This is a genomic window from Stenotrophomonas sp. LGBM10 (genome assembly GCF_046736075.1).
Lineage (GTDB): Bacteria > Pseudomonadota > Gammaproteobacteria > Xanthomonadales > Xanthomonadaceae > Stenotrophomonas.
On sequence record NZ_CP177163.1, the window covers coordinates 2921859 to 2943185 of the forward strand.

General features: G+C 68.2%; 19 protein-coding genes and 1 pseudogene. 8 read left to right on the forward strand and 12 right to left on the reverse strand.

Translation table 11 applies throughout. The features are described 5' to 3' along the window. Positions 1–53 precede the first annotated feature (53 nt). The 4 genes from ACLB90_RS12560 to ACLB90_RS12575 all read right to left on the reverse strand — a co-directional run bounded on the left by ACLB90_RS12560 (position 54) and on the right by ACLB90_RS12575 (position 4667). On the reverse strand, positions 54–1460 hold the full coding sequence (locus ACLB90_RS12560) for a mannose-1-phosphate guanylyltransferase/mannose-6-phosphate isomerase (RefSeq protein WP_411849816.1): 1407 nt from the start codon (positions 1458–1460) through the stop codon (positions 54–56). A gap of 15 nt (positions 1461–1475) precedes the next feature. Next, complete coding sequence (locus tag ACLB90_RS12565; RefSeq protein ID WP_411849817.1) at positions 1476–2834, reverse strand: phosphomannomutase; 1359 nt, start codon at positions 2832–2834, stop codon at positions 1476–1478. 148 nt (positions 2835–2982) lie between these two features. Then, positions 2983–3921 carry an electron transfer flavoprotein subunit alpha/FixB family protein gene (locus ACLB90_RS12570; RefSeq protein WP_411849818.1) on the reverse strand — a complete coding sequence of 313 codons (939 nt, stop codon included), beginning with the start codon at positions 3919–3921 and terminating at the stop codon, positions 2983–2985. After that, the gene (locus tag ACLB90_RS12575) at positions 3921–4667 is read right to left on the reverse strand and encodes an electron transfer flavoprotein subunit beta/FixA family protein (RefSeq protein ID WP_411849819.1); all 747 of its coding nucleotides are present in this window, start codon (positions 4665–4667) and stop codon (positions 3921–3923) included. The genes ACLB90_RS12570 and ACLB90_RS12575 overlap by 1 nt, the downstream gene beginning before the upstream one ends. A gap of 262 nt (positions 4668–4929) precedes the next feature. Between ACLB90_RS12575 and rfbB the strand changes: the two genes are divergently transcribed. The 6 genes from rfbB (at position 4930) to ACLB90_RS12605 (ending at position 9798) form a co-directional block, all read left to right on the forward strand. Next, positions 4930–5985 carry a dTDP-glucose 4,6-dehydratase gene (rfbB, locus tag ACLB90_RS12580; RefSeq protein ID WP_411849820.1) on the forward strand — a complete coding sequence of 352 codons (1056 nt, stop codon included), beginning with the start codon at positions 4930–4932 and terminating at the stop codon, positions 5983–5985. Positions 5986–6015: 30 nt separating this feature from the next. Beyond that, positions 6016–6903: a glucose-1-phosphate thymidylyltransferase RfbA gene (gene rfbA / locus ACLB90_RS12585; RefSeq protein WP_411849821.1), complete on the forward strand. Its 888-nt coding sequence runs from the start codon at positions 6016–6018 to the stop codon at positions 6901–6903. Next, positions 6900–7457 (forward strand): dTDP-4-dehydrorhamnose 3,5-epimerase, encoded by a 558-nt coding sequence (gene rfbC, locus ACLB90_RS12590; RefSeq protein WP_411849822.1) that lies wholly within the window; start codon positions 6900–6902, stop codon positions 7455–7457. The genes rfbA and rfbC overlap by 4 nt, the downstream gene beginning before the upstream one ends. Further along, the gene (rfbD, locus tag ACLB90_RS12595) at positions 7454–8353 is read left to right on the forward strand and encodes a dTDP-4-dehydrorhamnose reductase (protein ID WP_411849823.1); all 900 of its coding nucleotides are present in this window, start codon (positions 7454–7456) and stop codon (positions 8351–8353) included. The genes rfbC and rfbD overlap by 4 nt, the downstream gene beginning before the upstream one ends. A 76-nt stretch (positions 8354–8429) precedes the next feature. After that, entirely contained in the window at positions 8430–9164 is a 735-nt protein-coding gene (locus tag ACLB90_RS12600; protein WP_017354692.1) for a CoA transferase subunit A, read from the forward strand. Between the two features lies 1 nt (position 9165). Beyond that, the gene (locus ACLB90_RS12605; RefSeq protein WP_411849824.1) at positions 9166–9798 is read left to right on the forward strand and encodes a CoA transferase subunit B; all 633 of its coding nucleotides are present in this window, start codon (positions 9166–9168) and stop codon (positions 9796–9798) included. A gap of 28 nt (positions 9799–9826) precedes the next feature. Here ACLB90_RS12605 and ACLB90_RS12610 read toward each other — a convergent pair whose 3' ends face one another. Next, positions 9827–12664 (reverse strand): rhamnan synthesis F family protein, encoded by a 2838-nt coding sequence (locus ACLB90_RS12610; protein ID WP_411849825.1) that lies wholly within the window; start codon positions 12662–12664, stop codon positions 9827–9829. A 159-nt stretch (positions 12665–12823) separates the two neighbouring features. Between ACLB90_RS12610 and ACLB90_RS12615 the strand changes: the two genes are divergently transcribed. After that, complete coding sequence (locus ACLB90_RS12615) at positions 12824–13405, forward strand: alpha-ketoglutarate-dependent dioxygenase AlkB family protein (protein ID WP_411849826.1); 582 nt, start codon at positions 12824–12826, stop codon at positions 13403–13405. Between the two features lie 75 nt (positions 13406–13480). On the opposite strand, the gene ACLB90_RS12620 is transcribed toward ACLB90_RS12615, so the two are convergent. Genes ACLB90_RS12620 through ACLB90_RS12635 form a run of 4 tightly spaced genes read right to left on the reverse strand, consistent with a single transcriptional unit; the run spans position 13481 to position 17034 of the window. After that, positions 13481–14113: an ABC-type transport auxiliary lipoprotein family protein gene (locus ACLB90_RS12620; protein WP_411849827.1), complete on the reverse strand. Its 633-nt coding sequence runs from the start codon at positions 14111–14113 to the stop codon at positions 13481–13483. Then, on the reverse strand, positions 14110–15036 hold the full coding sequence (locus tag ACLB90_RS12625) for an MlaD family protein (RefSeq protein ID WP_411849828.1): 927 nt from the start codon (positions 15034–15036) through the stop codon (positions 14110–14112). The genes ACLB90_RS12620 and ACLB90_RS12625 overlap by 4 nt, the downstream gene beginning before the upstream one ends. 3 nt (positions 15037–15039) lie before the next feature. Continuing rightward, positions 15040–15918, reverse strand: a complete 879-nt coding sequence (locus ACLB90_RS12630) for an ABC transporter ATP-binding protein (RefSeq protein WP_411849829.1) — start codon at positions 15916–15918, stop codon at positions 15040–15042. Between the two features lie 3 nt (positions 15919–15921). Next, positions 15922–17034, reverse strand: a complete 1113-nt coding sequence (locus ACLB90_RS12635; protein ID WP_411849830.1) for an MlaE family lipid ABC transporter permease subunit — start codon at positions 17032–17034, stop codon at positions 15922–15924. Between the two features lie 149 nt (positions 17035–17183). Here ACLB90_RS12635 and ACLB90_RS12640 point away from each other — a divergent pair, with 149 nt between their 5' ends. Continuing rightward, positions 17184–18443 (forward strand): threonine/serine exporter ThrE family protein, encoded by a 1260-nt coding sequence (locus ACLB90_RS12640; protein WP_411849831.1) that lies wholly within the window; start codon positions 17184–17186, stop codon positions 18441–18443. Positions 18444–18518: 75 nt separating this feature from the next. Here the strand turns inward: ACLB90_RS12640 and ACLB90_RS12645 are convergent. From ACLB90_RS12645 to ACLB90_RS12655, 3 genes and pseudogenes are all read right to left on the reverse strand, one after another. Beyond that, positions 18519–18890: pseudogene (locus ACLB90_RS12645) on the reverse strand (H-NS family nucleoid-associated regulatory protein); the annotation flags it as partial. A gap of 153 nt (positions 18891–19043) precedes the next feature. Beyond that, positions 19044–20735: a proline--tRNA ligase gene (locus ACLB90_RS12650; protein WP_411849832.1), complete on the reverse strand. Its 1692-nt coding sequence runs from the start codon at positions 20733–20735 to the stop codon at positions 19044–19046. A 157-nt stretch (positions 20736–20892) separates the two neighbouring features. Further along, entirely contained in the window at positions 20893–21273 is a 381-nt protein-coding gene (locus tag ACLB90_RS12655) for a DUF4124 domain-containing protein (protein WP_411849833.1), read from the reverse strand. Positions 21274–21327 lie beyond the last annotated feature (54 nt).

Here is a 21327-nt window from a genome sequence, read left to right on the forward strand (position 1 = left end):
CCATGACAGGACTGTCGATCATTGGCCGGGGCCGGTAACCCGAGGGGCCGCGCTCAGTTGACGCGGCCGTACTGGTCTTCGAAGCGGACGATGTCGTCCTCGCCGAGGTAGCTGCCCGACTGCACTTCGATCAGCTCCAGCGGCAGCTTGCCCGGGTTCTTCAGGCGATGGGTGACGCCGAGCGGAATGTAGGTGCTCTGGTTTTCCGTCAGCAGGATCACGTCGTCGCCGCGGGTCACTTCAGCCGTGCCGCTCACCACGATCCAGTGTTCGGCGCGGTGGTGGTGCATCTGCAGGCTCAGCGTCGCGCCGGGCTTGACGGTGATGCGCTTGACCTGGAAACGGGCGCCGTTGTCGATCGAATCGTACGCACCCCACGGGCGGTAGACCTTGCGGTGGGCGGCGGCTTCGCTGCGGCCGTCGCGCTTGATCTGCCCGACGATCTCCTTGACGTCCTGCACGCGGTCCTTGTGGCCGACGAACACGGCGTCGTCGGTTTCCACCACGACCACGTCCTCCAGGCCGACCATCGCAATCAGGCGGGTGCCGTAGGCGTAGCTGTTGCGGCAGTCCAGCGAGATGACGTCGCCGTGGTAGGCGTTGCCGTCGGCGTCCTTGTCGGACACATCCCACAGCGCCGACCACGAGCCAACGTCGTTCCAGCCGGCATCCAGCGGAACCACGGCGGCATCGGCGGTCTTTTCCATCACCGCGTAGTCGATCGAATCGTTGGGGCTGGCGGCGAACGCCTCGGCATCCAGGCGGATGAAGTCGCTGTCGCGCGAGGCCTTGTCCAGCGCGCTGCGGCAGGCCGCCAGCATGGCCGGCTGCAGGGTCTGCAGTTCGTCCAGGTAACGCGATGCCTTGAACAGGAACATGCCGCTGTTCCAGTAGTACTCGCCGGAGCTGACGTACTGCTGCGCGGTTTCCAGGTTCGGCTTCTCGACGAAGCGATCCACGCCACGCACGCCTTCGCCGGCGTGGGCCTTGATGTAGCCGTAGCCGGTTTCCGGTGCGGTGGGCACGATGCCGAAGGTGACCAGCTTGCCCGCATCGGCGGCCACGGCCGCCTGCTTGACCGCCGCGTGGAAGGCGGCGTCGTTGCGGACCACATGGTCGGACGGCAGCACCAGCAGCAGCGCATCCTCACCGCCGGCCAGCGCCTGCAGCGCGGCGATGGCGATCGCCGGAGCGGTGTTGCGCCCGATCGGCTCGAGGATCAGCGCCTGCGGCACCACGCTGCACTCGCGCAGCTGCTCGGCCGCCATGAAGCGGTGTTCCTGGTTGGCCACGACGATCGGGGCCTTGCCGGCGATGGCCGCAACGCGGTTCCAGGTGGCCTGCAGCATCGTGGCATCGCCCACCAGCGGCAGGAACTGCTTCGGATACGCCTCGCGCGACAGCGGCCAGAGGCGGGTACCGGAACCACCGGAAAGGATGACGGGGAGAATGGGCAACATGAAAATCGTCCTGAATCAGTGTTGGGAGGTAGTGCCGCCGATCAGGGCGGTCAGCTCGTCGGTGCGTTCGCGCAGCAGTGCGGCATCGCCGCGCGTCTCCACGTTCAACCGCAGCAGCGGCTCGGTATTGGAACTGCGCAGGTTGAAGCGCCATGCGCCGAAGTCGGCGCTGACGCCGTCGGTGTGGTCCAGTTCGGGCGACTGCGCGGCGTAGTGGGCCATGATCCGGGCCACGGTGGCCTTGGCATCGTCCACGCGGAAATTGATTTCGCCGCTGCACGGGAACGCCTGCATGCGGTCGGCGACCAGATCGCCCAGGCCGGTGCCGCTGCGCGACACCAGGTCGGCAATCAGCAGCCACGGAATCATGCCCGAATCGCAGTAGGCGAAATCGCGGAAGTAGTGGTGGGCGCTCATCTCGCCGCCGTAGATCGCATCCTCGGCGCGCATGCGTTCCTTGATGAAGGCATGGCCGGTCTTGCTCATCACCGGCACGCCGCCGGCGGCCAGCACCATCTCCTGGGTGTTCCAGGTCAGGCGCGGGTCGTGGATGATCTTGCCGCCCGGCTGGCGCTTGAGCAGCGCCACGGCCAGCAGGCCGACCAGGTAGTAGCCTTCGATGAAGTCGCCGTTCGCGTCGAAGAAGAAGCAGCGGTCGAAATCACCGTCCCAGGCCACGCCGAAGTCGGCGTTGTTCGCACGCACGGCCTCGGCGGTCGCGGCGCGGTTTTCCGGCAGCAGCGGGTTGGGAATGCCATTCGGGAACGTGCCGTCGGGCTCGTGCTGGATGCGCACAAATTCGAAGGGCAGGTGCGGTGCCAGTTCGTCGATGATCAGGCCGGCGCCGCCGTTGCCGGCGTTGACCACGATCTTCAGCGGCTTGAGCTTGTCCACCTCGACGTAGCCCAGCAGGTGCGCGATGTAGGCCGACTTGTCGGTGTCGATGCGGACCTGCCCCTCACCCGAGGGCAGTGCCGCGTCGCTTGCCGCGAAATCGCGGACGTCGAACAGGCCGGTGTCGCCGCTGATCGGACGCGACTGCTCGCGGACCAGCTTCATGCCGTTGTAGTCCATCGGGTTGTGGCTGGCGGTGACCATCACGCCACCGGCCGCCTGCCGATGGAAGGTCTGGAAATAGACTTCCTCGGTGCCGCACAGGCCGATGTCGATCACGTCCCGGCCGGCACGGTTGAAGCCGGCGGCGAGGGCGGTCTGCAGCTCGGGGCTGCTCAGGCGGATGTCGCGTCCCAGGACGACGGGGCCGGGGCCAAGCAGGGCCGCGGTGCCGGCACCGATGCGCTCGGCCAGGGCAGGGTCCAGTTCATCGGGAACCCGGCCGCGAATGTCGTATGCCTTGAAACTGGGGAGCGTCATCAATGCAGTCCTTACAGGGGTGACCGCCGATTATAGCGACAGCATCCCAACGGGAGTGTCGCTTTTTCCAGCGGGCGGGCCGTCCTGGGCCCGTCAGCAGAACGCCGCGCAACCTGCTGATTGCGCGGCGTTTGCTTCATGTGCGGTGTTACAGCGCCGCTTCCAGTTCAGGCAGCAACGTGAACAGGTCCCCGACCAGGCCGATGTCGGCGATCTCGAAGATCGGCGAATCCGGGTCCTTGTTGATGGCCACGATCGTGCCGGCATCCTTGATCCCGGTCAGGTGCTGGATGGCGCCGCTGATGCCGACGGCCACGTACAGCTCCGGCGAGATGATCTTGCCGGTCTGGCCGACCTGCAGATCGCTGGGCACGTAGCCGGCGTCCACGGCGGCGCGCGAGGCGCCGACGGCGGCACCGAGCTTGTCGGCCAGCTGGAAGATGACCTTGAAGTTCTCTTCCGAGCCCACGCCACGGCCGCCGGAAACCACGCGCTTGGCGCTCTGCAGGTCCGGGCGGTCGGTGGCACCTGCGGCCAGACCCACGAAGCGGGTGTGGGTGGGCAGGGCGGCATCGACGCTGGCCGCTTCAACCGCGGCGCTGCCGCCCTTGGCCGCTTCCGGCCAGGAGGCCGCACGCACGGTGGCGACCACGATCTGGTCGGCCGGCACGTCCACGGTGATGATCGCGTTGCCGGCGTAGATCGGGCGCTTGAAGCTGTGGCTGCCTTCGACGGTCATCAGGTCGGACACCTGGTTGACGCCGAGCAGGGCGGCCACGCACGGCATCAGGTCCTTGCCGAAGGTGGTCGAGGGGCCGAACACGTGGGTGTAGCCCTTGGCCAGCTGTGCGATCTGCGGGGCCAGCACCTGGGCCAGGGCCTGGGCGTTGGCGGCGTTGGTCACGGTCAGCACCTTGGCCACGCCGGCCAGTTCGGCGGCCTGCGCGGCTACCGCGGCCGGGTCGGCGGCCAGCACCAGCACGTCGATGCTGGCGCCGCCGATGGCGGCAGCGGCGCTGACGGTCTTGGCGGTGGCGGCGTTGAGCTTGCCGTCATGGTGTTCGGCGACAACGAGGATCTTGGTCATTACAGCAACCCCTTCTGCTTGAGTGCGGCGACCAGTTCGGCCGCGTCCTTGACCATCACGCCCTTGCTGCGCTTGACCGGCGCGGCGTAGTGGGTGGTGGTGAAGGTATCGGCGGCGTCAACGCCCAGATCGGCCAGCTGCAGGGTTTCCAGCGGCTTGGCCTTGGCCTTCATGATGTCGGGCAGCTTGATGAAGCGCGGCTCGTTCAGGCGCAGGTCGGTGGTGACCACGGCGGGCAGATCGACCTCCAGCGTTTCCAGGCCGGCGTCGACCTCGCGGGTGACCGTGGCCTTGCCGTCGGCGATGTCCAGCTTGCTGGCGAAGGTCGCCTGCGGGCGGCCCCACAGCGTGGCCAGCATCTGGCCGGTCTGGTTGGCGTCGTCGTCGATCGCCTGCTTGCCCAGGATCACCAGGTCCGGCTGTTCCTTCTCCACCAGCTTGAGCAGGGTGCGCGCGGCAGTCAGCGGCTGGATGGCCTGGTCGGTGACCACGTGGATGGCACGGTTGGCGCCCATGGCCAGGCCGTTGCGCAGGTGGGCCTGGGCATCCGCCGGTGCGATGGTGGCAACCACGACCTCGGTGGCGATGCCCTTGTCGCGCAGACGCAGCGCTTCTTCCAAGGCGATCTCGTCAAAGGGGTTGGGCGACAGCTTGACGCCATCGGTGACCACGCCGGAACCGTCCGGCTTGACCTGAATGCGGACGTTGTAGTCCACCACGCGCTTGTACGCGACGAGGATTTTCATCTGGTGCGGGATCCTTCAATAACGGGGGAACGTCCGGTCCTTGGAACAGCAACCGGTTCGGGGGTGGGACCTGGATTCTAACTGGCTGCGCGGCACCATGCGAATGCGTATGGTGATGCGGCAATGCAGCATCCGCACGCGTGCGCAGGACCGGGTTCACCTCCCGCAGGGCGTCGTGAAGACAGCCCCGATGTATGCTGTGGCGCTGTGCCGGGGAGCCCCAGTTGCGCTCCGGGGAGGAAACCGAACAGGAGAACGGGTAGTGCCCACTTGGCTTGTCACTGGCGGCGCCGGCTTCATCGGCGGGAACTTCGTGCTTGAAGCGGTCGCCCGCGGCGTGCGCGTGATCACCCTGGACGCGTTGACCTACGCGGGCAACCTGCAGACGCTGGCGTCGCTGGACGGCCATCCGGACCATGTGTTCGTCCACGGTGATATCGGCGACCGGGAACTGGTTGCCGGCGTGCTGGCCGAGCATCGGCCCGATGCGGTGCTGAACTTCGCCGCCGAAAGCCACGTGGACCGCTCCATCGACGGCCCTGGCGCCTTCATCCAGACCAACGTGGTCGGCACCCTGGGGCTGCTCGAAGCCGTACGCGACTACTGGAAGGCCCTGCCGGCCGACCGGGGCGCGGCGTTCCGCTTCCTGCACGTGTCCACCGATGAGGTGTACGGCACGCTGGGCGAGACCGGGCAGTTCAGCGAGACCACCGCGTACGCGCCCAACTCGCCCTATGCGGCGTCCAAGGCCGCCTCGGACCATCTGGTGCGTGCGTTCCACCACACCTACGGGCTGCCGGTGCTCACCACCAACTGCTCCAACAACTACGGCCCGCACCACTTCCCTGAAAAGCTCATCCCGCTGGTGATCGCCAAGGCGCTGGCCGGGGAACCGCTGCCGGTGTACGGCGACGGCCGGCAGGTGCGCGACTGGCTGTTCGTGTCCGACCACTGCGAAGCGATCCGCACCGTGCTGGCCAAGGGCCAGGTCGGTGAGACCTACAACGTCGGCGGCAACGCGGAAAAACAGAACATCGAGGTGGTGCAGGCGATCTGCACGCTGCTGGACGCGCGCCGCCCGCGTGCGGACGGTCAGCCGCGCAGTCGCCAGATCACGCACGTCGCCGATCGTCCCGGCCATGATCGCCGCTACGCCATCGATGCCTCCAAGCTCACGCACCAGCTCGGCTGGGCGCCCCGATACACCTTCGAGCAGGGCATTGCGTTCACCGTCGACTGGTATCTGGACAACCAGCCGTGGGTGCAGGGCGTGCTCGATGGCAGCTATCGTCTGCAGCGCATCGGCACTGCCGCCTGAGCGACGGCCGAGACCACAGAGGAACACCGCATGACTCAACGCAAGGGCATCATCCTCGCGGGTGGTTCGGGCACACGCCTGTATCCCATCACCAAGGGCGTCAGCAAACAGCTGCTGCCCGTCTACGACAAACCGATGATCTACTACCCGCTGAGCGTGCTGATGCAGGCGGGCATCCGTGATCTGCTGATCATCAACACCCCGCACGAACAGGCGCTGTTCCAGGCGCTGCTGGGCGACGGTTCGCAGTGGGGCATGAACATCGAGTACGCCGTCCAGCCGAGCCCGGATGGTCTTGCCCAGGCCTACCTGATCGGTCGCGATTTCATCGCCGGCAAGCCGAGCTGCCTGGTGCTGGGTGACAACATCTTCCACGGCCACGGGCTGCGCGAACTGCTGCGCAGCGCCGACCAGCGCGAGCAGGGCGCCACGGTGTTCGGGTACTGGGTCAACGACCCGGAACGCTATGGCGTGGCCGAGTTCGACGCGGCCGGCAAGGTCGTGGGCCTGGTGGAGAAGCCGGCGCAGCCGCGCTCCAACTACGCGGTTACCGGCCTGTATTTCTACGATGGCAATGCCAGCGCCCATGCGGCCGAGTTGAAACCCTCGGCGCGCGGCGAACTGGAAATCACCGATCTGAACCAGCGGTACCTGCGCGACGGTCAGCTGCACCTGGAAGCGCTGGGGCGCGGCTACGCGTGGCTGGACACCGGAACGCACCAGTCGCTGCTGGAGGCGTCCAACTTCATCGAGACGATCCAGACCCGCCAGGGCCTGCAGGTCTGCTGCCCGGAGGAGATCGCATTCGGCCAGGGCTGGATCAGCGCCGAGCAGCTCGAAGCCCTGGCCGCACCGCTGATCAAGAACGGCTACGGCCAGTATCTGCACGCACTCGTGCAGCGCGGAGCGGTGCCATGAAGATCATCGATACCGCACTGGCGGACTGCAAGGTCATCGAGCCGACCGTGTTCGGCGACGACCGCGGGTTCTTCTTCGAAAGCTGGAACGCCGACCGGTACGGCGCGAACGCGCTGCCGACCCGGTTCGTGCAGAGCAACGTGTCGTCCTCGTCCAAGGGCGTGCTGCGCGGGCTGCACTATCAGTGGCCGCGCCCGCAGGGAAAGCTGGTGTCGGTGCTGCAGGGCGAGGTGTACGACGTGGCGGTGGACATCCGCCGTGGATCGCCGACCTTCGGCCGTTGGGATGCGGTGATCCTCAGTGGCGGGAACCATCGCCAGTTCTGGATTCCGCCCGGCTTCGCGCACGGCTTCGCGGTGCTGTCGGACACCGCGCTGTTCAGCTATCTGTGCACCGATGTGTACGTCAAGGAGGCCGATGCGGCCATCCGCTGGAACGATGCGGATCTGGCCGTCGACTGGCCGATCAGTGCGCCGTCGCTGTCGCCCAAGGATGAGCAGGCGCCGTTCCTGAAGGACATCGACCCCGATCGCCTGCCGGTCTACGTGCCATGACTGTGCTGGTGCTGGGCGGCAATGGCCAGCTCGGGCAGGAACTGCTGCGTGCGCTTGCGCCGCTGGGTCCGCTCACCGCCACCACCCGCAGCGGCCTGCTTGCCGATGGCACGCCGTGCGCGACGGCCGACTTCGACCAGCCGGCTTCGCTGCCGTCGATGCTGGATCGCCAGCGCCCGTCGGTGGTGGTCAATGCGGCGGCATATACGGCCGTTGACCGGGCAGAGCAGGAACCGGACGCGGCACGCCGCGCCAACACCGACGCCCCTGCGGCCATCGCCCGCTGGTGCGCGCAGCACGGCGTGCCGCTGGTGCACTATTCCACCGACTACGTGTTCGACGGGCGCGCGCGCGCGCCGTACCGCGAAGACGCGCCCACCGCACCGATCAACGTGTATGGGACAACCAAGCGCGACGGCGAAGACGCCATCCGGGCCGCCGGCGGCCGCCATCTGATTTTCCGCACCGCGTGGGTGTACGCCCCGCATGGCGCCAACTTCCTGCGCACCATGCTGCGCGTGGGTGCCGAGCGCGACGTACTGCGCGTGGTTGCCGACCAGATCGGTACGCCCACCCCGGCGGCGCTGATCGCCGATGTCACCGCGCGCGCGCTGCACCATGCCGGCGGCCTGTCCGGCACCTGGCACCTGACCGCCACGGGCGAGACCAGCTGGCATGGGTTTGCCGAAGCGATCTTCGCCGCGGCGGTGGCCCGTGGCGTGCTGCCGCGGGCGCCGCGCGTGGAGGCGATCACCACCGCCGACTACCCCACGCCCGCGCCCCGGCCCGCCTACTCGCATCTGGACGTAGCGCGCGTGCAAGCCGATTTCGACCTGGTTCTGCCGGCCTGGCAGGACGGTCTTGCGCAGGTGATGCAGCGCCTGCCCACGCGCTGAACACGCTGCAGCGCGGCAGGGAAAACAGCGGCCAACGGCTACAATGCGCCCTTACATCAACGAGGTGAGGGCGTAGATGAGCAAGTCCCCGGACACCGCCACACGGCGTGGCAAGCAGTACGCCAGCGCCGCCGAGGCACTGCAGGGCGTGATCGCCGATGGCCAGACCCTGGCGGTCGGTGGCTTCGGCCTGTGCGGCATTCCCGAGGCGCTGATCGCCGCGCTGCGCGACACCGGAGCCAAGGGCCTGACGGTGATCTCCAACAATGCCGGCGTGGATGGCTTCGGCCTGGGCCAGCTGCTGGAAACCCGCCAGATCCAGAAGATGATTTCGTCCTACGTGGGCGAGAACAAGGAATTCGAGCGGCAGTTCCTGGCCGGCGAGCTGGAGCTGGAGTTCAACCCGCAGGGCACCCTGGCCGAGCGCCTGCGCGCCGGCGGCGCGGGCATCCCCGCCTTCTTCACCGCGACCGGCTACGGCACCGTGGTGGCCGAGGGCAAGGAAACCCGCGAGTTCGACGGCAAGCACTACGTGATGGAAACCGCGCTGCGCGCCGACGTGGCGCTGGTCAAGGCGTGGAAGGCCGACGAGGCCGGCAACCTGGTGTTTCGCAAGACCGCGCGCAACTTCAACCCGGCCTGCGCGATGGCCGGCAGGCTGTGCATCGTCGAAGTGGAGGAGGTGGTGCCGGTGGGCAGCATCGATCCGGACCAGGTCCACCTGCCCGGCATCTACGTGCACCGCATCGTGCACAACCCGCATCCCGAGAAGCGTATCGAACAGCGCACCATCCGTGCGGAGGGCAACTGACATGGCATGGACCCGCGATGAAATGGCGGCACGCGCCGCCCGTGAACTGACCGACGGCGCCTACGTCAACCTGGGCATCGGCCTGCCGACGCTGGTGGCCAACCATATTCCCGACGGTGTCGATGTGTGGCTGCAGTCCGAGAACGGCCTGCTCGGCATCGGCCCGTTCCCGACCGAAGACGAGGTCGATGCCGACCTGATCAATGCAGGCAAGCAGACCGTCACCGCGCGTGCCGGTGCCAGCTACTTCGGCAGCCATGACAGCTTCGCGATGATCCGCGGCGGCCACATCAACCTGGCCATCCTCGGCGCGATGCAGGTCACCGACAAGGGCGACCTGGCCAACTGGATGGTGCCCGGCAAGATGGTCAAGGGCATGGGCGGGGCGATGGACCTGGTGGCCGGCGTGCAGCGGGTGGTGGTGCTGATGGAACACACCGCCAAGAACGGCGAGCACAAGATCCTGCCCGACTGCACCCTGCCGTTGACCGGCGTGGGCGTGGTCGACCGCATCATCACCGACCTGGCGGTGTTCGACGTCACCGACGACGGCCTGGTGCTGGTGGAAGCCGCGCCGGGCGTCGGTGTGGAGGAACTGCAGCAGAAGACCGGCGTCGCCTTCGCGCAACGCTGATGCGTGGCGCCCGTCCGCCTGCCGACGGCTAGCCCGCGGTGGGCGGACGGGTTGCCGCCGCCACCGTGCCACGCCCGGTGAAGCTGTCGTCGGTGGCCAGATGGGGCAGCCAGTCGTCGGCGTTCCAGCGGCCGCCTGCGAGGCACTGGAGCGGCACCTGTACACCCTCGCGATCAAGCGACAGCGCCGCGATGTCGCTGCCCACGGCCGCGCAGGCGTCGTCGATGAAGGCCAGCGCGCCGTCGTGCACCTCCTGCAGGATTCGCAGGCCGGTCGTGTCGAGTTCGACCGGGCCGAAGCGCGGCTCCCAGCCGCCTGCCGCGACACGTGCGAAACCGTTGAACTGACCGCACGGCGCACCCAGCAGGGCTTCCAGCAGCAGGTCGTTGGCCAGGATCGGTGAGCTGTCTTCGTTCTGCGCGACGCGCCCATCGAAGTAGCGCGCCGACGCCCAGCACGCCTCGGGAAGCTGGCGCGCGCGGGCGCGCAGCGCGAAGTAATGGCCCCCCACTGCGTGCCCGGCTACCCGGGCCAGGTTGCGCTGGATGGTGCCGGCATACCCGATGTCCACGACCATCGCGTGCTCCATCGCGGCCTGGCTGGCCCAGTACGCCTGATAGGCCTGGCGTGCCTCGTCGGCGAGGCGCAGCAGCGCCGGCATCGCCGGCTGCAGCCACTGGCTTGCCTCGTCGCGCATTTCCGGCAGGAATACGCTGCGCTCCAGCGTGGCCCCCAGCGTCTCGGTTGCGGCATCCACGGCCGGCTCGCCCAGCCGGGCGACGAGCAGCTGGCGCAGGCTGCCATTGAAGGTGCCGTCCAGCAGCAGATGCGCATCGCCGGGCGCGTGCAGCGCCGGCAACAGAGTGGCGCGCCGGGAGGCCAGGAAGTAGCACGCATCGAGGGCGCGGGCCTGCGGGTGAACCTGCTGCAGGCGCTGGAACGCCTGGTGCAGCAGATGGCCTTCGCGGCTGAGGAACAACACCGCACGGACGTTGTGCTGTTGCGCGGTGGTCACCGTGCTCAGCAGGGCATCCAGCAGCAGCGGACCGAGCACGGTGTAGCCGACGTCTTCCGGTGCCAGGCGCGGGCGGCCACGCATCCGTTCCGGCGCGGTGTCGACCAGGTGGGCGAAGCGGTTGGCGACCAGGCCGCGCCACAGCTGTTCGCTCCAGTCTGCACGCACGCCCGCCGGGTGGCGCAGCGGGCGCAGCGCGGGAATCACGTCCAGCAGCGCCGACGGCCGCAGCACATGGACCGGATTGAGCTGCCCGGCCAACTGCGGCATCTGGATGTCGGACTGCTCGTTGTCGCCCACATGCAGCCATTGCCGCGCCGCCAGACCTTCGCGTGCGGCGATGCCGGTCCACGTGGCGAGCGTGTCCTTGCGCTGTCCGGTTTCGCAGGAGATCCACCAGTGCGCGATCGCCGCCTGTACGTCGGCCGGCAGCACGGCCTGCATGTCGGGCAGCCCCAGGTACATGTCCGAGAACGCGGTGATCGAGGGGGCCTGCAGCGCCGGCAGGGCCGCCAGCACGCCGCTGCGGGAGCGCAGCAGCGCCCGCTCGTGTTCGCGTTCCATCTGCACCAGCACCGCGGTGGTGACCTGCGGCATGCCGAGCTGCCGGCTCAACGCGTCATGGATCTCGTGCAGGGTAGGGTCGCGGCCCAGCCGCGCGCGCTGCGCGGTTTCCGCGGCCTCGCGGCGTTCGGCAAAGTCGCCGATACCGTGGCGCTGCAATGCCCGCCAGGCCAGGTGCGCGCGGGCACCGTCGGGGGTGAGAAAGGCGCGCGTGACCAGCGTGTCGAACACATCGACAGTGAACAGCCGGGCGCCCAGTCGCGCCATCTGCATGCGCGCGGCAAGCGGCTGCTGCAGCGCCAGGTCGACATTGCGCTGGCCTTCGCGGGCGAGCGCCAGGCTGCCATCGGCAGGCAATACGCCGAGCTGGTAACCACGGTGGCGCACCACGATCGCCAACAGGCGCTCGACCGCGTGCTGCAGGGTGCCATCGATCTGGCCGGTTTCGGCCGGGAACGCATCCAGCCGGAGATCCAGGTCGTAGAGCGGCCGCAGGGCATCCACCCGTGCCCAGAACATCGAGCCTGCGGGGAAGTCGATGTAGCGCTGCATGTCCAGTTCGATGCCCAGGCGTGCGGCAAGCGCGGTGCATGCCTGCCGGTTGCTCAGCCAGGTATGGGCCCACAGGTCCACGCCTTCGTAGCTGTCCGGATAGACCATGCCCAGCGTTGGATCGGCCTGGAACGTGCCGAGTATCCACGCCACCCGCTGCGGTGAGCCGAACAGCCGCTCGAGCAGATAGCGCCGCCAGTGTTCCTGCTCGCCGCCGGTGTACAGGGATTTCTTGGTGTGCAGGTGGGCGATGACCTCCTGCTGCAGGATCTCGTCGTGGAAGGCGACCAGGAGCGGGGCGATGTCGCGGCCGCGGTTCTCGACCTTCTTCACCACCAGCGCAATGACCCGGTCCAGACGCGCGAAACGCGCCTGGACCTGCCCGGCGGTGGCGTCATCGACCACCGACACCAGCAACGTGAACGGCACCGGTACCTGTGCCAGCGTGTCGGCAAATTCCTCGATCAGATCCGGGTAGAACACATGGGCCATCACGCCGACGCGCAATGTCACCTGCGCCAGTGGCACCGGGGGCGGCAATGGGCTGTCATCGAACCTGTCGACGATACCGGTACGCACCGTGCTGGCCGTGCGCAGCCGTCCCAGCAGGCCGCCGATTCCCATCGCCGAGAGCACCTGCAACGCACGCCGCAGCACCGACAGGAGCCCGCGCAGACCGCCGCCGTGGCGTTGGATCGAACGCCGTGCGGCGCCCAGGTAGCGGCTCAGGCGCATGTGCGGGCGCTCCCCACGGCAGGCCGTGGGGCAGGGAAAACCGGGGCGGGCCGCAGCGGCATGGGAACATCCTGGCTGAACAATGAAGGGCATTTTCAGGGTTGGCGTCGAACCGGGCAAATCCGGCGCGACGCGTTCGGCCCATGCTAGCGTTCGGCGATGGATCTCCACCTTCCCGACGCCCAGGTGCACTGGCACCGCCACTGGCTGGCTGCTCCCGAGGCCGACGCACTGCAGCGGCAGCTGCGCGAAGACGTGCCGTGGGAGGTGCACCGCATCCGCATGTTCGGGCGCCAGGTCGATTCGCCACGGCTGAGCTGCTGGATGGGCGACCCGGCGGCGCGTTACCGCTACTCGGGCACGGACTTCGTGCCGGTGCCGTGGCATCCGGCGCTGCAGCCGCTGCGCGAGCGGCTGGCCGCGCTGTGCGGGACCGCGTTCAACAGCGTGCTGCTCAACCGCTACCGCGACGGCGACGACGGCATGGGCTGGCACAGCGACAACGAGGCGGAACTGGGGCCGGCCCCGATGATCGCGTCACTCAGCCTGGGCGCCGCGCGGCGTTTCCTGCTGCGCCGTCGCGAGGATCACGGCCGCAAGGCCGAGGTGACGCTGGGCCACGGCGATCTGCTGCTGATGGGCGGGCCTACCCAGCGCCATTACCAGCACGCGCTGCCCAAGAGCGCACGGCCGCTGGCCGAGCGCATCAACCTGACGTTCCGCTGGATCGCGCCGCCCTGACGGACGCGCGCCGATGGGATGAACGCATCGCCACGCGCCGCGGCCGGCCGCGTGGCGATGGAGCCGCGCGCGAGGCTACCGCTGGTAGTCGGCCTGGCCGGTGGTCAGCGTCCAGCCGACCACCTCGGTGGTGAACCCCTGCAGGCTCTGCTCGATGGCCTGGGCAACATCGGCCACCGCAGTGCTGCCGACCGGACGCTCCTGGCGGAAGGTGCGATCTGCCACGACCCGCTGGTCGACCACGTGGATCAGTTTGGCGTTGATTTCCAGCAGGGCGGTCGGGGTGGCCTGGCCGCGGTAGTCGGCCTCGAAACGGCGCACGTCCAGGGCCAGCTTGTAGTCGGCGCGGATGCCGGTGGTGGCGCGGGCCACGCCGCCGATCCGGCCGGAATCCTCGAAGCCGCGCACCAGCGCGTCGTCCACCATGTCGGTGGCCGGCTGGGCCCAGCTCACGCCCTTGTACACCTCCAGCTCGGACGGCGACGGGCGCACGTTGATGCGCGGGCTGTCGACCACGCGCGCGGCGGTGGGCTTGACCAGGATCAGCTGCCACTCAACGCGCGGCCAGGCCGGATCGGGCTGGATGCGCACCACCGGGGAATAGATGGTCACGGCGCTGCGCTCGCTGCTGCCCAGCAGCGAGCAGCCGCCCAGCAGGGTCATCAGGGCAACAGGCAACAGGGTGCGGAGCAGGGTCGGGCGGCTCATTTGGGTTCGAACTCCTTGGGCGCGTCGTGGCCCAGCAGATAGCGTGCCGGATTGTTGTCCAGGCGGTCGCTGACCCGGCGCAGGTCGCGGATCAGCCCGCGCAGCTCGGTCAGGGTCGGGCCCAGCTGGGCCAGGCCGTCGTTGGCGAAGCTGTTGATCGCTGCGCGGTTCTCGCCCAGGATCGAATCGGCGTTGCCGGCGGCCGAATCCAGCTTGGTCAGCGTGGTTTCCAGTTTGTCCAGGATCGGCGGCAGCTGCTGCACCAGGTTGGTGTCCAGGCGCTGGATGGTGCCGTTGGTGGTCTTGAGCGTGGTGTCCAGGCTGCGCGCGGCATCGCGCGCGCTGAGTAGCAGCGCCTGGGTGCCCTGGTCGCGGTCGGCCAGGCCGCCGCTGATGGTTTCCAGGTTGGCCAGGGTGGCGTTGATGCTGGCCACGTTGCGGTCGCTCAGCACCTGGTCCATGCGCTCGACGATGCGGTTGGCCACGTCGGTGATGTTCTGCAGCGCCGAGGGCGTGGTCGGAATGATCGGCGCGGGGTCCTTGTTGACCACCGTGAGCGCCTGCGCCTGTGGCGTGCCGCCGCTGAGCTGGATGATCGAGGGCCCGGTCAGGCTGGTGATCGCCAGCTTGGCGCGGGTATCGGTCTTGACCGGCGTGTTGGAGTTCAGCCGGATCCGCGCCACCACCTGGCGCGGATCATCGGGCACCAGGTTCAGCTCGGTGATCGAGCCGACCGCGATGCCGTTGTACTGCACCGGGCTGCCGACCGACAGGCCGGTCACCGCTTCGCGGAACACCACCCGGTATTCGGTCCAGGTGCGGTCGGAAGAGTACTTGGCGGCCCACAGGCCGAACGCCAGCAGCGCCAGTCCCACCACCAGGGTGAAAGCGCCGATCAGTACGTAGTTGGCTTTGGTTTCCATGCGTCAGGTACCCGGGAGAGTGCGGTTCATCAGGGAGGTGGTCGCCGTCGCGTCGCGGTCGGACGCCGGAGGCACGGCCGCGCGCGCGGCACGGGCACGTGGCCCGTGGAAGTATTCCTGGATCCACGGGTGGTCCAGCTGCTCGATCTCGTGCAGCGGTGCGTTGGCCACCACTTTGCGGTCGGCCAGCACCGCGACGCGGTCGCAGATGGCATACAGCGTGTCCAGGTCGTGCGTGATCAGGAACACGGTCAGGCCCAGTGCTTCCTGCAGGGTCTTGATCAGGCGGTCGAAGGCGGCCGCGCCGATCGGGTCCAGCCCGGCGGTGGGTTCGTCAAGGAACAGCAGCGGCGGGTCCAGCGCCAGCGCACGGGCCAGGCCGGCACGTTTGCGCATGCCGCCGGACAGCTGCGAGGGCAGCTTGTTGATCGCATCGGCGGGCAGGCCGGCCAGCTTCACCTTCAGCAGCGCCAGTTCGTAGTGCCAGCGGTCGGGCAGTTCGCGATGGTGCTCCTTCAGCGGCACCTGCACGTTCTCGCCCACGGTCAGCGAGGAGAACAGCGCGCCGTCCTGGAACAGCACGCCGGTGTTGCGCTCGATGTGCAGGCGGTCGGCCGGATCGCCCGATCGCGCATCCACCCCGAGCACCTCGATGCGGCCGTCGTCGGGCGTGCGCAGGCCGAGGATGCTGCGCATCAGGACCGATTTGCCCGTACCCGAACCGCCCACCACGCCGAGGATCTCGCCGCGCCGCACGTCCAGGTCCAGCGCGTCGTGTACCAGCTGGCTGCCGAAGCGGTTGGTGAGCCCGCGCACACGGATGGCCAGGCCCGCGTCGTCGCAGGTGGTGTCGTCGGTGGGCGCGGCAGTGACGGTATGCATCGCTTACCAGCCCATCTTCATGAACCACAACGCGGCGAACGCGTCGAGGATGATCACCAGGGAAATGGCCTGCACCACGCTGGAGGTGGTGCGCTCGCCGACCGACTGCGCGGTGCCTTCCACTTTCAGGCCTTCCAGGCAGCCGATCAGGCCGATCACCAGCGCGAACACCGGCGCCTTGGACAGGCCCACCAGCATGTTGCGCACTTCCATCGTCTCGTGCATGCGCGCGATGTACATCTGCGGCGGAATACCCAGGTCGAATGCGCCCACCGTGATGCCACCGGCGAGGCCGGCGGCCATCGCGATGAAGGTCAGCAGCGGCAGGGTGATCAGCAGTGCCACCAGGCGCGGCAGCACCAGCAGGTCGATCGGGTCCAGGCCGAGCGTTTTCATCGCGTCGATCTCCTCGCGCGCCTTCATCGCGCCGATCTGCGCGGTGAACGCACTGGCGGTGCGGCCGGCGAGCACGATCGCGGTGAGCAACACCGCGAACTCGCGCAGGAAGGCGATGCTGACCAGTTCCACCACGTAGATCTCCGCGCCGAAGTCGCGCAGGATCGTCGACCCGAGGAAGGCGATCACCGCACCGACCAGGTAGGACAGCAGCGCCACCAGCGGCACCGCGTCCAGCCCGACCTGTTCCATCTGCGCCACGGTGGCGGTAAGCCGGAACCGGCGCGGCTCCTTGAGCAGGCGCGCGCCTTTCACCAGGTTCTCGCCGAGGAAGCTGGCCAGCGCCACGATGTTGTGGCCCATGCCATGCACGCTGACACCCAGCCGCTCCAGCGCGGCCAGCACGCCGAAATCGCGTTTGGGGCGGGGCCGGTCGTCGGCGACTTCCTCGATGGTGCACACCAGTGCCTGGTGTTCCTCGCGGAAGACCAGCGCGTCCTCGGTCAGGTCGGCACGGTGCGCCACGCGCAGTACCTGCAGCACGCCGGCCGAATCGAGCAGGGTGATGCCGCTGGCATCGATGCCGGTCACCTTCTCCGGTGCGTCGCGCAGCACCTCGGCGGCCGCCAGCGCGGTGCGCAACGTCCATTGGCCGGACAACCGGATCAGGCCGGGGTCCTGGGCATCCTGCTCGAGATGGGGGGCTTGGGATGAAGTCATGGGGTCGTCCTGCGCGCAGCATACCTTGTCCGAGTGCAAGGCTAGAGCGCGTGATGCAGTGCACGGGCCTGCATCCGCCGATGCGCCATGCGGGACTGCGGCGACACCCGATGTTCTGCCCGGGCATGGTTCAGGTAATACTACGACGCATGTCCGCCGATGCCGCCGCCATTCCCACCCCCCAGGCCACCTACGCACAGCGGGTGGCGTTCGTCTCGGAGATCGCCGGGCGCCTGCACAGCTATGGCACCACCGCGCAGCGGCTGGAAGCGGCCGTGGTGGCGCTGGCGCAGCGGCTGGACCTGGACTGCGAGCCGTGGTCCAACCCGACCGGGCTGATCCTGAGTTTCAGCGACCCGACCAAGGCGATCGGCTCGTCGGACATCACCCGCGTGATCCGGCTGGCACCGGGCGAAAACGATCTGCATAAACTCAGCATCGCCGACCAGATCACCGATGCGGTCGCCAATGGCACGATGAGCATCGCCCAGGGCCATACCGCCCTGCGCCAACTCGACAAGGACCCCGGTCGTCGCGGCAAGATCCGCATGATCCTGTCCTACAGCCTGGGCGCGGCCGGCGTGGCCGGGCTGTGGAAACTGCCGTGGCTGGACATCGCCACCGCCGGCATGATCGGGCTGCTGATCGGCCTGATGACGCTGTATACCGACCGTCGCCCCGCCAGCCGCGAGGCCAGCGAAGCGCTGGCGGCGCTGCTGGCTGGCACCGTGGCCGCGCTGGTGGCCTCGTTCATCGGCCCGCTCAATCTCAACACGGTGATCATCGCCTCGCTGGTGGTGATGCTGCCCGGCATGTCGCTGACCAACGCGGTCAACGAGCTGGCCAGCCAGCACTGGGTATCGGGCACCGCGCGCTTTGCCGGTGCGATCACCACCATCCTCAAGCTGACCGTGGGCGCGGTGATCGCGGTGACCCTGTCGGGCATCATAGGGTTGGAGCCGCACGTGCGCGCGTCGCGGCCGCAGGCGGACTGGGTGGAATGGAGCGCGCTGCTGCTGGCGGCCTTTGCCTTCGCGATGCTGTTCAAGGCCAATCGCCGCGATTATCCGTGGGTGATGGCGGCTTCGGTGGCCGGGTATGCCATCTCCAAATTCGCCGGCCAGGCCTGGGGCCTGCCGGCCGGCATTTTCATGTCGGCGATGCTGATGACGGCAGCGGGCAATCTGTTCGGCCGGCTGGTGCAGCGCCCCGGCGCGATCATCCGCCTGCCCGGCATCATCATGCTGGTGCCCGGCAGCACCAGCCTGCGTGGCGTGCTTACCCTGGTGCAGCAGCAGGACATGAGCGCCGGCCAGACCGTGCTGATGACCGTGCTCAACGTGGTGATGGCACTGGTGGCCGGGCTGCTGTTCGGCAACCTGCTGATTCCGGCGCGCAAGAATCTCTGAGCGGCGCTGCGCTGGCGCAGAACCAAAAACGCCGGCACATGGCCGGCGTTTTGAATGGCGGGCGCGCCGCGATTACTTCTTGATCAGGAAATCTTCCGGCTTCTTGCCCTTGGCGGTGTGCGCGGCCAGCCAACGCGGCTGCTTGCCACGGCCGGTCCAGGTTTCCTTCGGGTTGGCCGGGTTGCGGTACTTCGGCGCAACCTTGCCCAGTTTGCGCACGGCCTTCTTGGCCGGTGCGGTGGCGGCCTTGGCGGCACGGCCACGCGCCGGTACGGCGCCACCGAACAGCTCTTCCACCGAATAACCCTGCGCCTTGGCGAGCTTGGTCAGCTGCGCGCGCACCTTGCTGATGGCCGGCCGCTTGGCGACGATGGTCTGCTGCTTCTTCGCATTCTTGATCAGTGCGCCCAGCTCTTTGGCGGACAGGCCGCTCAGGTCAATGCTCATTTACTACTCCGGAATATATATAAGGACAGGGTGAGCCGGTCCTTGGCATCGACAACAGCATACATTCCCGGAAGTCCACGGTACAAACCCGGGGGAATAATCAATCACATCGTAAAACAGGAAAGCCGGGATATTGCACCCGGCTTTCTGTCATCACGCGGTCAAGGTCGCCATCAGCGCCGAACGGTCCAGGTGCTGCGCCTCGCTGGCGCGGCGGGCACGGTATTCGTAGGTACCGGCGGCAAGGCCGCGGTCGGACACCACCACGCGGTGCGGAACGCCGATCAGTTCCATGTCGGCGAACATCGCACCCGGACGCAGGCCGCGGTCGTCCAGCGCGGCGTCCAGCCCGGCGGCCTGCAGTTCGGCGAGCAGCTCGGCAGCGGCGGCGGCAATGGTCTCGTCCTGCTTGGGGTTGATCACGCACACCACCACCTGCCACGGCGCCATCGCGTCGGGCCAGATAATGCCGGCGTCATCGTGGTTCTGCTCGATCGCCGCGGCGACGATGCGCGAGATACCCACGCCATAACAGCCCATCGCCATCACCGCAGCCTTGCCGTTTTCATCCAGCACGGTGGCGTTGAGCGCCTGCGCATATTGGCGGCCGAGCTGGAACACGTGGCCCACTTCGATACCGCGGGCGATTTTCAGCTCGCCGCCATCGGCGGCGCGGTCGCCTTCCTTCGCGTTGCGGATATCGGCCACTTCCGGCTCGGGCAGGTCGCGGCCCCAGTTGACGCCGGCGATATGGGCACCGGCTTCATTGGCGCCGATCACGAAGTCGGCCAGGGCGGCGACGTCGCGGTCGGCGACGATGCGCACCGGCAGTGCCGGGCCGAGCGGCCCGAGGAAACCGGGTTCGCTGCCCAGGTGCGTGGCGATCTCCGCCTCGCTGGCCATGCGGTAGCCCTGCAGGCCGGCAACCTTGGCCAGCTTGATCTCGTTGACGTCGTGGTCGCCGCGCACCAGGGCCAGCACGAAGCCGGCCTCGCTCATGATCGCGATCGACTTGACCGTGCGCTCCAGGCCCAGGCCGAGCAGCGCGGCAACAGCCTCGCAGGTCTTCTGGGTGGGCGTATCGACCTTGCGCAGCGCCTCGCTGGCGGCCGGGCGCGGGCCCGGGGCGGCAGCCACGGCCGCTTCCATGTTGGCCGCGTAGTCCGAGCCGGTGGAGAACACCAGTGCGTCCTCGCCGGAGTCGGCGATGACGTGGAATTCCTGCGAGGCGTCGCCGCCGATCGCGCCCGAATCGGCCTGCACCATGCGGAAATCCAGGCCCAGGCGGGTGAAGATGCGGCTGTAGGCCGCCTTCATGTTTTCGTACTCGCGCACCAGGCACTCATCGTGCAGGTGGAAGGAGTAAGCGTCCTTCATCAGGAACTCGCGCGAACGCATCACGCCGAAACGCGGGCGGATCTCATCGCGGAACTTGGTCTGGATCTGGTAGAAATTGACCGGCAGCTGCTTGTAGCTGGACAGCTCCTGGCGGGCGAAATCGGCCGCGGCCTCTTCGGCGGTGGGGCTGTAGCAGAACACCTGCTCCTTGCGGTCCTTGATCTTGAGCAGCTGCGGACCGAACTTTTCCCACCGGCCGGTGGCTTCCCACAGTTCCTTCGGCTGGATGGTCGGGATCTGGAACTCGACCGCGCCGGCACGATCCATTTCCTCGCGCACGATGCGTTCGACCTTGCGCAGCACGCGCAGGCCCAGCGGCGACCAGGTGTACAGCCCCGAGGCCAGCTTGCGGATCATGCCCGCGCGCAGCATCAAGCGGTGGCTGGTGAGCTCCGCGTCGCTGGGTGTTTCCTTGGTGGTGTGCAGGTGGAACTGGGAGAGGCGCATCGTCGGCTTCGCTGAACGGCGGAAAGCCTACATTCTGCCAGCCCGGCCCCGATCGACCAACGGTCAGGTGGGACGGGGGCAGCGGTCCGGACGGGCCGGCCGGGACGGCGGGCGTACTGCCAGGCGTCTGCGCGGGCCGGCGATGGCCCCGCTTGGCTCAGCCGGCCGGCTTGCAGTAGGCCTTGATGGCCGCTTCGGCCAGCGCCTTCTGGGCGCCGCGCTGTTCGTCGTTCAAGGCGGTTTCGGCCTTGCCATCGCCATCGGTGTCCTGCATGACCGCACCCTGGCCGTTGAGCAGGGTCAGGTTGCTGCGGGCGGTGCTGCAGTCGGCCGACTCGGCGGCGGGGGCCGCGGCCTGGGCGCGCGGGCCGGCGGGATCGCGGGTCTGCACCTGGCGCGTCTCGAAGGTCTTGCCGGCCGGCGGCTTCTCCGAATACTGGGTGACGCCGTTGGCGTCCTTCCACTTGTAGACGGTACCGGCACTGGCGGTGGCGCTGGCAAGCAGCAGCAGGCAGCACAGAGAGGGCAGGGCACGCATGGCAACTCCGGGCATCAGGGCAGGTGCGCGATTGCAGCATCCCGGTGGCGCGCT